This window comes from Bacillus sp. FSL K6-3458 (assembly GCF_038005045.1).
In the GTDB taxonomy this organism is placed as follows: domain Bacteria; phylum Bacillota; class Bacilli; order Bacillales; family Bacillaceae; genus Bacillus; species Bacillus altitudinis.
The window spans coordinates 270,171-287,281 of record NZ_JBBOSI010000001.1; the positions used below are offsets into that span (position 1 = coordinate 270,171).

Annotated in this window: 11 protein-coding genes; all 11 read right to left on the minus strand. The window is 43.6% G+C overall.

Annotated elements, in window-relative coordinates; translation table 11 throughout:
- Positions 1-41: 41 nt before the first annotated feature.
- On the minus strand, positions 42-1,256 hold the full coding sequence (locus MHH23_RS01535) for a CynX/NimT family MFS transporter (RefSeq protein WP_024718448.1): 1,215 nt from the start codon (positions 1,254-1,256) through the stop codon (positions 42-44).
- A 22-nt stretch (positions 1,257-1,278) separates the two neighbouring features.
- The gene (locus tag MHH23_RS01540; protein WP_008347524.1) at positions 1,279-1,422 is read right to left on the minus strand and encodes a YycC family protein; all 144 of its coding nucleotides are present in this window, start codon (positions 1,420-1,422) and stop codon (positions 1,279-1,281) included.
- Positions 1,423-1,440: 18 nt separating this feature from the next.
- On the minus strand, positions 1,441-2,229 hold the full coding sequence (locus MHH23_RS01545; protein ID WP_340958742.1) for an alpha/beta hydrolase: 789 nt from the start codon (positions 2,227-2,229) through the stop codon (positions 1,441-1,443).
- An 89-nt stretch (positions 2,230-2,318) separates the two neighbouring features.
- Positions 2,319-3,284 carry an iron-hydroxamate ABC transporter substrate-binding protein gene (locus MHH23_RS01550; RefSeq protein ID WP_024718449.1) on the minus strand — a complete coding sequence of 322 codons (966 nt, stop codon included), beginning with the start codon at positions 3,282-3,284 and terminating at the stop codon, positions 2,319-2,321.
- A 98-nt stretch (positions 3,285-3,382) separates the two neighbouring features.
- A complete protein-coding gene (locus tag MHH23_RS01555; protein WP_340958743.1) occupies positions 3,383-5,008 on the minus strand; it encodes an ABC transporter substrate-binding protein in 1,626 nt (541 codons plus the stop codon).
- A gap of 123 nt (positions 5,009-5,131) precedes the next feature.
- Positions 5,132-5,359: an MbtH family protein gene (locus tag MHH23_RS01560; protein ID WP_024718451.1), complete on the minus strand. Its 228-nt coding sequence runs from the start codon at positions 5,357-5,359 to the stop codon at positions 5,132-5,134.
- Between the two features lie 20 nt (positions 5,360-5,379).
- Complete coding sequence (locus MHH23_RS01565) at positions 5,380-12,528, minus strand: amino acid adenylation domain-containing protein (RefSeq protein ID WP_340958744.1); 7,149 nt, start codon at positions 12,526-12,528, stop codon at positions 5,380-5,382.
- Positions 12,529-12,543: 15 nt separating this feature from the next.
- A complete protein-coding gene (locus tag MHH23_RS01570; RefSeq protein ID WP_039169005.1) occupies positions 12,544-13,452 on the minus strand; it encodes an isochorismatase family protein in 909 nt (302 codons plus the stop codon).
- An 18-nt stretch (positions 13,453-13,470) separates the two neighbouring features.
- Positions 13,471-15,090: a (2,3-dihydroxybenzoyl)adenylate synthase gene (locus MHH23_RS01575; protein WP_268430242.1), complete on the minus strand. Its 1,620-nt coding sequence runs from the start codon at positions 15,088-15,090 to the stop codon at positions 13,471-13,473.
- Positions 15,091-15,115: 25 nt separating this feature from the next.
- Positions 15,116-16,297: an isochorismate synthase DhbC gene (gene dhbC, locus MHH23_RS01580; RefSeq protein WP_340958745.1), complete on the minus strand. Its 1,182-nt coding sequence runs from the start codon at positions 16,295-16,297 to the stop codon at positions 15,116-15,118.
- 26 nt (positions 16,298-16,323) lie between these two features.
- Positions 16,324-17,109 (minus strand): 2,3-dihydro-2,3-dihydroxybenzoate dehydrogenase, encoded by a 786-nt coding sequence (locus MHH23_RS01585; protein ID WP_024718455.1) that lies wholly within the window; start codon positions 17,107-17,109, stop codon positions 16,324-16,326.
- Between the last annotated feature and the right edge of the window lie 2 nt (positions 17,110-17,111).

Consider the following 17,111-nt stretch of genomic DNA (forward strand, 5'->3'; position numbering starts at 1 on the left):
AACAGAAAAAAACCCGTCTCCTCGTGAGGCGGGTTCTTTTTTTATGATGGATCTGAAATATAGATGCTTCGTCCAGCACGCATACCGGATAAAAACATGAAAAATAGAACGATGATAAAGATGATAATAGATGGCGTCCATGTATGTGTCACATCAAAAAGGATACCGATCATGAATGGACCAACAGCGGCTAATAAATAACCAAGTGACTGCGCCATTCCAGAAAGGGCAGCTGCTTGTTCCATATTGGTTGTTCTTAATCCAATAAATGTGAGGGCAAGACTGATACTGGCCCCTTGTCCGACGCCGATTAATAGCACAGAGATGACAAGAATAGGCGTCGACCCTCCGAGAAGGAGACCAATCATGCCGAGTAAATACACAAGGACAAGGCCGACGACAAGCGGTCTTTGCGTTTTTAATTTTTCTGCAAAAACGGGCGTTAAGAAGGTGGATGGCAGACCAGTGAACTGCATAATAGAGAGCATCCATCCCGCTGTCGCTAGGTTCATTCCATGTGATGTCAAAATATCAGGAAACCATGCGATACTGCTGTAGAAAAGGAATGATTGCAAGCCCATAAAAAAGGTCACCTGCCATGCGACACGTGAACGCCATATTGGCTGCTCTTTGAGCGAAATGCTTTTGACAGCCGCTGTGTTCTGATGAAGAAGCTGCGGCGCCCACACCATCATCGCAAGAAGGGCAAGTCCGGCCCAGACAAGGAATGATGTATTCCAGCCGCCAGGCATCGCATGACTGAGCGGAACACTGACACCAGATGCAAGTGCAGCAAAAACGGACATCGATGTCGTATACACGCTTGTCATTAATCCAGCATGTGCAGGGAATTTATGTTTCACAAGTCCAGGTAAAAGCACATTACAAATCGCAATCCCGACGCCGACTAGCGCTGTTCCCATCATTAAAAAGGTGATGCTGCCAAATGAACGAATGACAATCCCAAAGAGCAGGACAGCAAGCCCAAGCCAAAGTGTTCGTTCATTCCCAAGACGTTTTCCGATTTTAGGTGCAATGGGAGATAGCAATGCGAATGAGAGCAGTGGTAATGTCGTGAGGAAACCAGCCAGTCCATTTGAAAGCTGTAAATCAGAACGAATGGCACCGATCACAGGACCAACAGACGTAATGGCTGGCCTCAGATTAAAGGCAATGAGTAAAATCCCAGCAATCAGCAAAATGGTTTGCCCTGTACTGCGAGGATGAAATGTTGATTTTTCTAGTTGTTGTTCCATGAATGTAAACTCCTTTATTTCTTTAAGAACGATCTTTCTTCTGTTCAAGCTCCGCTAATTTAGCTAATAAGATGTGCTGCGGCATATGCATGATTTGCTCTAACGGTACATTAAGTGATGCAGCAAGCTTTTGTGCGGTATCGGCTGAGATTTGTAAAGGTCTCATGCGCAAATCCCTCCTCTTTCAATCTATACGTTCCAATATACCATATCGACTTTGTGACTTGCTGATAAAAAATTTAGGTTTTCTTTTATAAAACCACTTGATGGCCGATAAGAAATTTTTTTGAAATTGTTTCAGATGGTGGCCCTCTCCTTGTTCAATGTGAAAGTGAAGCTTTCGTTCCTGCATCCCTTTCTGTAATAAAAGATCATGGAGTTGTTTGTTGAATAAAGGCATGTGCTGTTGGACAGATGTTTTGCCTTTCCCTTCTTCACTGCCTACAGACAAATAGACAAGGTGGTCCACAGACTGAATGCTTTGTTGTTTAGCAAATGGTAGAAAATCTTGATACCAAAATGATCCAGAGATAGATGCGATTTTTTTAAAAAGAGCAGGGTACATCAATAAAGTATAAATTGCAAATAGCCCACCTAATGAAGCACCTATGTGACTATGTTCATGACCGGTCTGTTTGACTGAGTATTCTCTTTTGATATATGGAAGCAAGTCATTTGCTAAAAATGACACATATGTCTGTGCCTCACCTTTAAAGTCAGGGAATCCAGAACGCAGTGATGATGCTTTCCATGGTGTATATTCGTCAAGTCGATTGAATGGATGTATACCGACGATGATGATTGGCGAGATGGTTTTGGCTTCAATCATGCTTTCGATCTCTAGCAGGTGGGTTCTAAACAAAGAAGAGCCATCTTGTACAAAGACAGCTGGAACATCAATAGAGGTGTCCGGTGGAAGGTAAATATCAAGCTGCCGCCCGTTCAATTCGTCATATAGAAACGTTCCGTTCATGTGTATTCTCTCCTTCAAGTTTTCAAGCTCTGCTGAAAAGAAGAACAAAGGGCTAAAATGTTTAGCCCTTTGTCAAGATGCGCATCTTTTTAGTTGGTTTGATCTAGCCATTTGACAGCCTGATCAAGGAAAGTTGTTTTGCTTAGTGCTGTTCCTCCCTGAAGCATAGGATCAACGACATTTTCATTGATGTGCCCATTTTTCACAGCTTTTAGGCTGTTCCAAATTTTATTTCCCTCTAAGTCCTTCAATGCATTTGGATTCGATGAGTTTTCCTCTTGGGAGAACTGAACAAAGATATAGTCAGGATTGAGTTCGCCTAGGCGTTCCAATGAAATCATTGCTTGTGCTTTGGCTTTTTTGATATCACTTGGTGCTGTAAACCCTAAGTCCCCATATAAAGTAGAGTTGAAGTATACGTCTTCAGGGTACACGTACAGGTCGCCCTGTCTAATGCGTAAAATGACAGCTGTTTTGTTGTTGCTTTTGTCTTTCAGGGTTTCTTTCGCTTGTTTGAGATCTTTCTGATAATCAGAAATGATGCTTTTCGCTTCTTCACTTTTTCCAGTCAGTTCACCGAGTAATAAAAGGTTGCTTTCCCAGTCGGAAGAGACATGTGATACTGGGATCGTCGTTTGGATTTTATCTAGTTTTTTAATTGTTGCAGGCGGGAACTTGGTTGATCCGAGTATCACGTCTGGTTTTAGTTTTAAGATTTTTTCTAGGTTTGGTTCAGTTTTTTCCCCAATGCCTTCTGTTTTTGCTGTAATGTCTTTAAATAATTCAGGGAAAGTGCCGCCTACAGTAGAAGCACCAATAGGGTCGATACCAAGTAGTTTTGCATCTTCCATCGATTCTAGGCTTCCAGCAATGACGATTCGTTTCACTGGTGTTTTCAGTTTGTACGTTTGATCTAAGTATTTGATATTTGTTTCTGCTGCTTCAGCTGACTTGCTTTTGGTTGTGTTGGAAGCCGGTTTATTTTCTGCAGCACCACAGGCTGCTGCGATGATCGTCATGATACAAAGGATAAGCAATGCGAACCATTTTTTCATTTGTTTTCTCCTTTAACTGATAATTGTTCTCAATTAAAGATTGTAGTAGTCATTCGTCCTTTTATCCATAGACAATGATCTGTCTAGTGATGGACTTTTTACGGAAAAAAAGATAAAAGGTCCTGAATGACTCGTTGATGACTGGCTGCTGTGTATTCACGCCAAGGGTCAGAAGCGAGTGGATAGACGGCTTGTTGCGTCACAGCCTTGAGATTTTGCCAAGCCTCCTGTTGCTTTAATTTTTGATAAAAAGCAAGGGTTTTTGGTTCTTTATGCAACAAGAGGAAGATTGCATCTGGGTCTAACTGCTGTATAGAGTGAATGCTGATTTTTTTTTCGATGAGCTGGCCATCATTCTGAAAAGCCGGCAGAAGGCCAATGTCATGAAAAATTACTTCTGACAAGGTGCGATTGACAGATAAGTAGAGCTGATCTTGAAAGATACGAAGAGGCAGGACGGTTCTTGGTGGATGATCAACAAGGCATGCCTTTTTCGCTTGAATGACGAGTTCTTCGTAATGAAACAGCCATTCTTCTGCTTCCCTCGTTTCGTTTAAGAACAGAGCTGTTTGTCTGAATTGAGTGCGCCAATCCAATTGTGTGAATGGAACAAAGTGCACAGGACAGATGGTTTTCAACGCTTGTTTTTCTGCCTCTGTCACATGATCATTGACAATGATCAGCTCAGGTTGTGCTTCCATCAATTGCTGTATATTGGCTTCAGCGTGCTCGTTGATACGATGTGCACTCAAATGGATCGGAATTTCTTCTGCATAATGCTCAAAGTCATGTGCTGTCCATTTAGGGTGAAGAGGGGCAGCATATGGGATGATATGAATAGGTGTGAGCTGCCCGAGTATGGAATGGCCATAGGCAGCCATTTTCCGTTGACGGCTTTTCATATAAGCAGAAGGAGTGATACCCGTTTTTTTCTTAAAGATGCGGCTAAAGTAATAGGGGTCTTGATAGCCAATATCCTGTGCAATGTCTTTGAGCTTTGCATGACCTTTCGCCATTAACTGTTTGGCTCTAGCCAGTCTTTTCTTGGTGATATAATCAGTGACACTCACATCAAAATGCTTTTTAAATAGCTCGCTGTAATGATTGGCGCTGATACCAGCCATATGAGATAGACTTGTAAGGCTGAGAGGTTCTTCGGAATGTTGATCGATATATTGTTTTGTTTTGAAAAGGGCATGTGTTGTGTCACAAATGTCTTCTTTATGCAGTGTGAAAAGCTGCAGGATGAGCTGTTGAAAAAGGGTTTGGCTTCTAAAAAAGCTAATGGATTCAGGTTTTTGCCATTCTGTTGTCATGTCGGATAGTAAAGAATGAATTTGTTCAATCGAGCTAATATCGATAAATTGCCATACATTCAGTAAAGATCGGGCATGTTCAGTTGATACTTCTTCTATGTTTTGACCTTGTAGCGTGTACATCTGAAATCGAAACAGATAGAGCTCGTGTTTTTGATAAGGCTCTGTTTTCAACATAAATGTTTCCCCAGGCATCATCGTATAGAGTGTCAGATTTTTCAATCGCCATCTTTGATCATTCAATGTAAGTAAACCGCTGCCGCTTATGCTAAAGAGGAGGCAGAAAGTATCTGACAATTGCTGCTCCGTATGTGGAAGATCTGCATTATTTATTTTTTCAGTATATGTTAATCGATAAATGCATTGTTCAGCATTTACCTTTGTACATAATTGATGATTGTTTCCCATAAAACCACCTGATCTCTTATTAATTGATAAACATTCTCAATTGAATTGTATCAGAAAGAGCTGGAAAATGGTGTGTTTATTCTGTTAAAAAAAGCACCCTGATGGAGATCAGGGTGCGATGATTTATTCCGTTTTTCCATGTGCTAACGCAGGTTCTTTTGTTAAGCTTAATGGCCGTAAGTCCTGCCAGTGTGTCTGGATATAATCAATGCAGGCATTTCTAGTGTCTTCACCAAAGACCTTTTCCCATCCATCTGGTATTGGTGCAAATGATGGCCAAAGTGAATGTTGTCCTTGTTCATTGACAAGCACAAGAAATACACCGTCTTCACGATCAAAGGGATTTGTCATTTGTCATCTCTCCTTTATTCTTAGTGCTTTTGTTTGACCCGGTGCAGAGCGTTGTCTAAGATGACACCAATTTCTGCTAGGGGTTTAGGCTGGCACATGTCTTTGTGCCGGCAATGAATGTCGTGCTGTTCAATGGTTCCGTTGATATAAGGTGCCCATGCTTCGGGATCAATCGGTGTAAACCAGTCTGGGATAATGGTAGATCTAAAGAATAATATGTCCCCTTGATAAGTTTTTGGCTGATATTCCCCGAGCAATCGCACTGAGTTGACATAGGTTTCTTTTAGATTTCTAATGGCATCCTCACTTAAGCTTGCTAGTGCACTGCCGTCTTTCTTCAAGATGTCGACAGCACTCTTCATCGTGAGCGGTTCACCTGTTAAGGTATCTGGATCATAACCGCCGAGTGCAAGAAGAGCGATTAGTGCTTCTTCTTCATCAGGTGCTTCTTTAATCGGTAAGAAATGGTTCGGATAGGCATCCAGCATCGCAACGAGAGCGATTTCTTCACCTTGCTGCTGGAGTTGAGTAGCCATTGCTTGTACAACGTTTCCGCCAAGTGACCAGCCAAGTAGATGATAAGGGCCTTTTGGCTGAATCGTTTGGATGTGCTTAATATAATCGGCAGCCATATCATCGAGTGTATGCGGATAGTCATCTTTTCTTGCGATTCCTCGTGCCTGTAATCCATAAATAGGGATGTCTTTCTCTAATGTGTTCAAGAGACCTGCATAGCACCAGCTAAGACCACCTGCTGGGTGAACACAGAAGAGAGGATGTCTTTCTCCATTTGTTCGTAGCGGCAGTAAGATTTCTAGTGCGTTTTCATCGCTTCCTGTTTCTAGTTTCTCTGCCAAGCTGGCAACGTTCGGTGCTTCAAACAACGTTCCGATGCTCAGTTTTACACCAAGTGCATCACGAATGCGGCTGATTAAACGAACCGCAAGTAAGGAATGCCCGCCAATGTCAAAAAAGCGATCGTCAATGCTGATTTTTGGCAAATCAAGCACCTCTTCAAAAAGATGACACAGGATTTCCTCTTTCGGGTTTCTTGGGCCGCGGCCATCCGTTTGCTGTATATGCAATTGAGGTGCCGGTAGTGATTTTTGATCAAGCTTCCCGTTTGCTGTAAGTGGCATCGTATCAATCTGTACATAAGCCGCAGGCACCATGTAATCAGGAAGACTGGCTGCCGCAAAATGGCGAAGAGTCTCTGTATCGAAATGGTCTTCTTCAGTTGTAACGATGTATGCAACTAAGCGTTTGTCGCCAGGCTGATCCTCTCGCAAAATGACGGCAACTTGTGCAACTGCGTCGTGGCGTGATAGAACGGCTTCGATTTCTCCAAGTTCAATCCTAAACCCGCGTATTTTAATTTGATGATCAGCTCTACCAATGTAATCAAGTGCCCCTTCTTCTGTCCAGCGAGCGAGGTCGCCTGTACGATACATCCTTGTGCCAGGTGCTCCATAAGGATCAGCAGGGAATCGATCTGAGGTCAGGTCAGGCCTGCCTAGATAACCTCTTGCCAAACCAGCTCCAGCTACATACATTTCACCTGTTGTCCCAGGTGGAACAGGTTGTAGGTATTCATCTAGTACGTACACGTGTAAATCAGAAATTGGTTCGCCTATTAAACTGCTGGATTTCTTTGCGATCATGTCTCGATTGAGTACATTGTACGTAACGTGAACGGTGGTTTCTGTAATGCCATACATGTTAATTAATTTTGGCTTGCAGTCTGAGTGACGGCTGTACCAATCTTCTAATCTGCTAAGCTCTAATGCTTCACCGCCAAAGATGACATAGCGGAGTGATAATGCTTGACCAAGTGTTTGTTGTTCCTTGTCTATCTGCATGAGCTGATAGAAGGCGGAAGGTGTTTGATTAAGTACAGTCACACCTTCATCGACTAGAAGCTGCATCATCTCTTCTGGAGAACGAGAGATGGTATGAGGAACAATGACAAGTCGCCCGCCATATAAAAGGGGTCCCCATATTTCCCAAACTGAAAAGTCAAAGGCATATGAATGGAACATTGTCCAAACATCCTCTTCATCGAAATGGAACCAATGTTCAGTAGATGTCAGAAGACGGATGACATTTTGGTGTGGAATGACCACTCCTTTTGGTTTCCCTGTAGAGCCGGACGTATAAATAATATAGGCCGGATGCAGAGAAGATAGCGGCTCAATTCTGTCTATATCAGCCGGATTGTGATTTGGCGTAGTCAGCAATTGATCAATTGTTTCTTTTTCGTCTAACAAAATCAAATCGCAGTCAGCAGGGAGATGCAATGCAGCTGCTTTTGTTGTGATGCTGCAAACTGGTTTGGCATCTTGTATCATGTATGCCAGCCTGTCTGCTGGATAGTCAGGATCAAGAGGAACATAGGCTGCGCCTGCTTTATGAACAGCTAATAAGCTGACGAGCATATCAATTGATCTAGGCAGGGCAAGTGCAACGAACTGTTCTGGTCCAACGCCTCTTTGTATTAATAAATGAGCAAGACGATTAGCTTTGTTGTTTAACTCACCATAGGTCAGCTGCCTCTTGCCATCCGTTACAGCCACTCGATCAGGGAATTGTTGCACCGTTTTTTCAAATAAGGCCGGGAGACTATGTGCTTGGTCTGACTGAGCGAATGTCTGTTTGTCAGGGAGAAATGTTTGTCGTTCTTGATCTGATAAAATGTTCACTTGACCAATCGGCAGATGTGGGCGCTCAGCTATTTCTGTTAAAAAGCGCTTCATTCTGTCAGCGATTGCTCGAACGGTACTTTGTTTAAATACATCTGTGCTGAATTCAAACAATCCTGTTAATCCTGCTGCTGATCCAGTTTCAGTTCTTTGTTCTGTCAATTCGATGGTCAGATCAAATTTAGCTGATCCCACTGGTTTTACGTAGAGATCCGAATCAAGTTGTGTCAGCTTCATTTCCGCCTTCGGTGTATTTTGGAAGGCAAGCATGACTTGGAACAATGGATTCCGTGATCTGGAGCGGGTTGGATTTAGGATTTCCACTAGCCGTTCAAATGGCAGATCCTGATGCTCATAGGCTGCTAAGTCAACGTTTCGCACTCGCTTCAATAGCTCACTGAAGGTTGGATTACCAGCTGTATTTGTACGTAATACTAGTGTGTTCACAAACAATCCGACAATATCGTCAAGTGCATCGTCATTCCGTCCAGCAATTGGACTGCCGATTGGGATATCTGTCCCCGCCCCAAGGCGTGTCAGTAATGCTGCAAGGGATGCTTGAAGCACCATGAACAAACTCACTTGATGCTGTTTCGCAAACTCAAGAAGGTTTTGATGTAAAGCCGGTTCGATCGTAAAGTCTATCGTCGCACCGTTGAAGCTTCCTTCCTGTGGACGTGGGAAGTCATAGGGAAGCTCAAGTTCTTCTGGCAGGTCATGTAAGGCACCTTTCCAATAGCTGAGTTGCTTGGCAAATAGACTATCCGTCTCTTTTTCACTGCCCAACAGTTTCTGCTGCCAAATAGCATAGTCAGCATATTGAACAGGTTCCGCTGGCAATGAGGTGGATTTCCCTTGAATACGAGCTTCATAAGCAGCAGCTAAGTCTCGTGTCAACGGTGCAAGTGACCAGCCGTCACCAGCGATATGATGCAGCAATAGAAGCAGGACAGACCGATTGGCATCAAGCGTGAATAATTCTGCTCGCAGTGCAGGTTCTTCTTCAAGCTGAAAGCTATAGCGAATGGATTCATTTAATTGATTCTCAATTTGTTGATCACTCGAAGCTGTGACATGGAGCTCAGGCTGAACACTTTTTGGGTGTAAAATAACCTGTCTTGGCATGCCGTTCTTATTTGGAAAAATGGTTCTAAGGGTTTCATGTTTTTCAGTGATATCTGCCAAAGCACCAGTTAGAGCTTGTTGATCTAGTGTACCTGTTAGCTGAATGACAAGTGGAATATTGTAAGTTGGACTTGGCCCTTCAAGGCAATGAAGGAACCAGAGCCGTTTCTGAGCAAAGGATAACGGAATCTCATCTGGCTTGTTTTCTACCTGAAGCGGCGGCCGAATGTCCTTCGCTTTGTCCAAGTGCTGCGCAAGTTCAGCAACCCGAGGTGATTCAAAAATGGTGCTCATGCTTAGGTCTGCACCGAATGTATCTCGTATACGTCGAAGCAGACGAGCGGCAAGTAAAGAATGCCCACCTAAGTCAAAGAAACTATCATCTATACCAATTTGAGATAGGCCAAGTGTTTCTGCAAATAAACTACATAACATGTCTTCTTGAGGTGTTCTAGGTGTACGATCGGAACTAACTAAAGACATATTTGGCACTGGTAATGCTTTGCGATCGATTTTGCCGTTTGGTGTAAGTGGCAGTTCCGGCAAAACGACAACAGCAGAAGGCACCATGTAGTCTGGAAGTAATGCAGCCACAAATTGCCTGAGCTCTGAAGGGTGAAGAGCTGAGTCGTCTGTCAGCACAACATACGCACAAAGCAACTGTTGCCCAGGTTGATCTTCACGAACGATCACAGATGTATGCTTTATAGCTTGGTGCTGCATAATCACGGTTTCAATTTCACCCAATTCAATACGGAAGCCGCGGATTTTAATTTGATGATCGGCACGGCTTATATAATCAATCGAACCATCTTCACGCCATCTGGCTAAATCTCCAGTACGATACATTCTCGTGCCTTTTGTGCCGAACGGATCAGCGACAAATTGTTCTGCCGTTAAGTCGTATCGTCCAAGATATCCTCTTGATACTCCTTCACCTGCAATATAAAGTTCACCGATTGATCCTGCTGGGACTGGGTTTAGTCCTTCATCTAAAATGTAAATGCTCGTATTCCAAATGGGTTTACCAATTGCCGGCCCGCTATTCTCTTGATGTGCTGTGACATTTTCCATCGTAGACCAGATCGTCGTTTCTGTAGGTCCGTACAAATTGGTAATGTCGCATTGAAGAGATTGCAGTGTGTGCAAAAGGGAGGCAGGAAGTGCTTCTCCTCCAACAAGAACACGCATACCTGTGATCACGTCAGGGTATTCATCTGCCAATGCATGCCACAGCGTTGGTGTTGCCTGCATGATTGTGACATGATGAGAACGAATCATGTTTGAAAGTTTTGCTGGTTCTTGTATCGTTTCTTTTTTTGCCAATAAAATAGCAGCCCCATGTAAAAGTGGGAGGAACATTTCTAGCCCGGAAATATCAAAGGCTATGGTCGTTACCGCTAAAAGCTGGTCTCCTTGATCTAATAAAAATGCATCTTGCATGGACAATATAAAGTTGATTACATTTCGCTTTGTTACAACAACACCCTTTGGTTTGCCTGTCGATCCTGACGTGTAGAGGATATAGGCGGGGTGATGTGGAGAACCCTCGCTCCAGGTAGGATTGAGATGCGGACTGCCTGCTATCTCCTGATGAACAGTTGCATCATCCAGTTGAACGATGTGAGGATAGTCCAAACCACCTGCTGTCTCATTGATTGTGAGCAAGCACGCCGGTTTGGCATCCTCTAGCATATAGGCGACACGATCGTTAGGATAATCAGGGTCTAGTGGCAGATATGCGGCTCCCGTTTTGACGACGGCTAATAGACTTACGACCATATCGATGGATCGAGGCAGAGCGATTGCGACGAATTGTTCTGGTCCAATGCCACGATTTTTCAAATAATGAGCTAATTGATTTGCCCGCTGATTCAACTCTTCATAGGTCAAAATGATTCCTTCAAACTGTAATGCTTTTGCTTGCGGCGTTTTGCTCACTTGTTTTTCAAATAGTTCCCGTAATGATTCTTTTGGTAATTCTCGTTTTGTATCATTCCAGTGCTTGAGAATGTTCTCTTTTTCTTCAGACAAAAGAAGGTTGAATTGACTGATTGTCTGATCTTGCTCTAGTCCGGTTATTTCCTCCAGCAATTGAAGAAAACGATGTTGATGAGCGTCAACGGCTGTCTCTTTGTAAACAGCAGGGTTTGCATCAAAGTCGATTTGAAATCCGTTTCCATCCGCACGGTCGTATATGTTGATCGATAAATCATCTACCGGTCCTGCTGAGAGATTGTGTGCTCGACCAATGCTCTGATCGAACTTGAGATCATAATCAAATGGCATGATATTGATCTGTGGACCGAATAATCGTTGATTTCTTCCGATGAGCTTAAAGTCTCTCCGCATGTCTTCATGACGATATCGTTGATGAGGACGAATGGCTTTCAGTTCATCAGATACTTGACGAACAAGTGCTGAGAGCGTCATTTCTGGTTTGCATGTTAAACGAAGCGGTACCAGGTTCATGACCATTCCAGGTGTTTGCAAGGCGCACGATCCAAGGCGCATCATCACAGGTAATCCTAAAACAATATCATGTGCACCCGTCATACGATGCATATAGAGTGCGGATGCGGCAAGAATCATTTCATGCCACGTACTACCGAAGGCTTGGGCGTTTTTTTTCATTTTGCTTACCTTTTCGGCATCGTATCTAGCCGTTTTCCGGATAAAATGATCCGACGTTCTTGGGGCAAGCTCAGCAAGGCTGACAATTTCCGGTTGATCAGCAAAACGATTTTTCCAAAATGCTCGATCATCTTCAAATCGATTGGACTGTTGATAAGTGATCTCTTCTTGGACTACATCATGTAAAGCTCCAAATGTTTGAGGAGGCACAGGTGTCCCTTGCGATAGGGCTGAATAGACCTCAGCAACACGACGTGCAATGAGCGAAAAGGCGAATCCATCAATGGCAATATGATGAATGCGCTGATACCAAATAAATCGGTCGTCAGCAAGTTGAAAAAGCACTTCACGGAATAATACATCTTTCTCTAAAGAGACTGGTGTGGAAAGGTCGGCTTTCATCCATGCTTTAGCTGCACCAAACGGCTGTTTTTCATTTTGTAAATTGACATATTGAAATGGGATCTCTTTCTTAGATGTCATCCATTGCTTTGGACCGTCAGTATCCTCAACGAATTGCATATACAAGGAATCTGCTTCTAAGACAGTCTTTCGAATGGCTGCTTCAAAGTGTATGGGATCAATAGGACCTTTAATTTCTATATACTCAGCTGTATTGAAAATAGGGTTAGATGGATCAAGCTGCTGCGCATACCAAATGCCTGATTGGGCACCGGTTAGTGGGAATGAATCGACGGACTGGATCGACAAGGGCTTAAACCTCCTTTACAAGTAATCGATATTTGGGATAGATGGCTGTTTTTCTGGGAAAAGAAGAGTCCGCCAAGACATGAGCGTTGGATTTGCTGCAAGCTCAACGAAATTGACTGTTGCTCCTTGCTGTCTCCACTTTTCCGCTAGGCTCATCATTCTAATTGAATCAAGGCCAAGGTAGACGAGATTCTCGTCAAGCGGTATTTCATTTGGATTGATTTGAAGATACTCAGCTACTTGGTGAACGATGGCATCAAAGGATAGGTCATCACTGTTTGCTTCTTGTCCTGTTAAACGACTGATGATTTGGTTTGTCGTTGTGGTGACTGCACAGCGTTCAGCTGCATAGGTCATTGCCATTTTGTGATGCTTAAGTGAAAAGTCAGCGACGGCATCGGCGACAAAAAAAGTTTCAATATCGAACATGAATGCTTCTGCGGCTGTCAGCATACATCCAATATGTGCATATACGCCAGTAATGATCAGTTGATCACGTCCGCCTTCGTGAAGAAGATCTAAAAAGTTGGATTTTTTGAATGCGCTATAACGCCATTTTGTCAGCATGGTATCTGATTCAGATGGAGCAAGCTGATCAATGATTTTTGTCAATGCTTCATCATCACCAAGACCAGGTCCCCAAAAATCTGTTAATAAGGCACGATCCTTCGGGTCTTGATCACCAGGTTGAGCTGTATAGACGACTGGAATGCCGAGTTCTTTGCATGTATCACGTAATTGTTCAATATGCTGCACTAACTCTGTAATCGGTGAAGTATCTTGTTGAAATGCATTTAAAAAATATTGCTGCATGTCATGTATCAGCAAGACAGCACGTTTCGGATCAGGGATCCAGTTCACTTTATTTTCGGGTAAATCATGTATGCTTGGCATTGGATACGCAGGAATAGTAGGGATTGCCATGGTTTTCACTCCTCTTTTTTATACGTTGGCAGTATGGATTGCAGCTAATTCTCTTAATGCTTTTTTACTGACTTTGCCTACACCTGTTTGTGGGAACGCATCGATCCATTCAATGCGGTCAGGAATTTTATAGGCTGCGAGCCCGCGTTCTCTTAGAAATGATTTTAAGACGTGCGGTGCTGGTTTGTTGTTTCCTTTCGCAATAACAAAGGCACATGAGCGTTCGCCAAGAAATGGATCTGGCATGGACACCATGGCGGCATCATGAATGTCAGGATGTGCAAGTAAATGGTTTTCAACTTCTTCAGCAGCAACCTTTTCGCCACCACGATTGATTTGATCCTTGTCTCTGCCTTCTACAACAACATTTCCTTCTTTGGTTAATCGCACGATGTCACCTGTTCTGTAGAAGCCATCGGGTGTAAATGCTTTTTTGTTTTGTTCATCGGCTTTATAGTAGCCGCGAATCGTATAAGGTCCTCTTGTTAAAAGGTGTCCAGCCACTTCATTCGGGACGGGCTTGTCCTCATCGTCTACCACTAGTACCTCATCATATTCAGACATCGGGCGTCCTTGTGTATGGATAATGACATGTTCAGGGTCATCCAATCTGGTATAGTTGACCAGACCTTCTGCCATGCCAAAAACTTGCTGTAACTTACACCCAAGGGCAGGCATCACTCGTTTTGCTGCCTCAGCACTTAATTTAGCACCACCGACTTGTAAGACCTCAAGACTCGATAAGTCATCTGATCGATGAGGAGCGGCTTCGAGCCAAATCAATGCAATTGGTGGAACGACAGCGGTAATAGTCGTCCGTTCTTTTTCAATGAGTGGAAAGACGACATCAGGGCTTGATCCAGGTGCAAGAACGACTCTTCCACCAGCGTATAATGTCCCAAGGACGCCAGGCGAGCTTAATGGATAGTTGTGTGCAACTGGAAGTGTAGCTAGATACACACTATGTTGTGTGAGCTCGCACACCTCATTGCTTTTCCAAAGACTATAAATATAGTCATCATGTGTACGAGGTATGAGTTTTGAAAGGCCTGTGCTTCCTCCAGATAACTGAAGAAACGCAATGTCGCTTGCCTCTACATGTATTTGTGGATCAAGCGCTGGGTCCTTGCGCAAATCATCCAAGTCTAGGAATTCCTCAGCTTCTCCTGCAACAATGACATGAGGTAATGAGGGAAGTTTTTCTTTCACTTGACGTGCGAGTGATCGATAATCAAAGCCGCCATCGATATCTGGTATGACATATGCGTCTGCTTCGGCAAATTCAATAAAATAAGTGATTTCACTGCTTCTATGAGATGGCAGTGAGAAAACGGGTAAAGCACCGATACGAAATAAAGCGAAAACGACTTCAAAAAAAGCAGGAATGTTAGGAAGCTGTACGACAACTCGACTTCCCTTTTGGATTCCAAGCTGATGAAAACCGACGGCAAGACTGCTGACGCGCTCATCAAGTTCTTGATAGCTCATGTGTGTATCAGCGTATGTAATCGCTGTTTTATTCCCTAACGATACGGCGCGTTCACGAAGCATCCCGCTAAAGGTTTCTCCACGCCAACAGCCGTTTTCACGGTAGCGTTTTGCAAATTCTTCTGGCCATGTAGGTGGTTGAACAAACATGTCTTTTGTCATCTCCTATGTATTTTTATAGCTGATGGATGCCCATCGCATGAAGCATCGTGTTGAATTTTGCAGATGTTTCGGCTAGCTCTTCTTCTGCCTTTGATCCTTTGACCACTCCTGCACCAGCAAAGAGGCGAAGGGAGTGACCTTCAGCTTCTGCACAGCGAATGGTGACAATCCAATCTCCATCACCATTTGCATCTGCCCAACCGACCATTCCTGTGAAAAATCCTCGATCGAAGGGTTCAATCGCTTGAATGGCTTCACGTGCATCTGCTGTAGGTGTTCCGCATACTGCGGGTGTTGGATGGAGGCTAAGCGCTAAATCAATGGAGGACACATTGGAATCTGTTAATTCACCTTTGACCACAGTAGATAAATGCCACATCGTTTCTGTCTGTATGACGGATGGTGATGCAGGTACATCTAACGTATGACAGTAAGGAGCAAGCGCTTTAGTGACAGCATCGACAACTACTGCATGCTCGTGTAAATCCTTTGCAGAAGTAAGAAGTTCATCGTGACGACGCTGGTCTTCTACGGGGTCTGAACTGCGTGGCCGAGAACCAGCGAGTGGATTGGAAATCACAGATGAACCAGTTTTTGAAAGAAGCAGCTCAGGGCTTGCCCCAAGAAGTGTGCGTTTTTGGGAAGATTTCGGATCAGCTACATTTGCAGCAAATGTATAGCCATTCGTATTATGACGAGCCAGTCGTTCGAGTATTGTTTTCGTATGAATGTCTTCATTTGATTTGAGATGGAGAGATCGAGAAATGACGATTTTGCTAAGCTCTCCTTTTTCAATTTTAGCTAACCCTTCGTTCACACCATTCATGTAGACTTCAGGAGAAGGGACAGGTGTCACCTCATAGGATGGTGATGTCACTTCTGATTCCTCATCACTTTGATGAAATTCGAGTGGATCACTAAACTGTACATGGACTGGCACATTTAAACGAACGGGTTGCGCCGGATCAAACGGAACAGCACCAGCAACAATCGGTGCTTGAATACCAGCTTGTTTGGCAGTCTCAAAAACATGGGCTACCTTTGTGGGTAGTTCATCGAGTTGATTGGTTTTAATATGCTGGAATATCCCCTCTGCAAGTAACGCTCGTTTAGGAGAAGCAAGGAAAAATGCGCCTGGCTGATAGTCTTGGATCAGCTGTACTTTTTCTTCTGTCGACAATAATGAATGTTTCATGAAAAGGCCTCCTTTTTGATAAAATGCTAAATTCCGAGTGTTGCACCACCATCAATTGTGAGATTCTGCATCGTAATATGACTGGATTGCTCAGATGCAAAGAAGATGACTGCATCAGCAATCTGTTGAGGGTCAGCGATTTTTTGTAAAGGAATACCGGTTTTATACGTCTCTAATGAACCTTTAATCACCTGATCTGCTCCTTGCTCATCAGACCATAAAGCCCATTGCATAGGTGTTGCGGTAGAGCCGGGCGAGACGACGTTGCATCTAATGCCATAGGTAGCCAGCTCTAATCCAAGTGTTTTTGTAAAAGAAGTAGCTGCTGCTTTTGAAGCAGCATAGGCAGCCATATTCATTCTAGGAATGGCACCTGCGTTAGAACTGACAGTCACAATGACCCCTTCTGATCTTTTCATCATGTATTTGGAGACAGCTTGGGATATGTAAAAGAGACCATGTGTATTGACTGCGAAGGTTTGGTGCCAATCATCTGTACTAATCTGATCAATCGAACTAATCCGAAGAATGCCTGCTACATTGACCAGTAAATAAATGGGGCCAAGCTGCTTTTCGATTTGATCGACAATGTGCTGAACAGATGCTTGATCGGTAATGTCACCTGGATAGGCAAAGGCACGTATGCCTTTATCATTCAACTTCTGCACGGTGCTTTGCAGCTGATCTTCATTTGTGTCAACTGCTGCAATGATCGCACCTTCATCGGCTAGTCTCTTGGCGACTGCTTGTCCGATACCTTGCCCTGCGCCTGTAATAAGGGCAATTTTATGAGACAGACCACTCTGTTTCATGT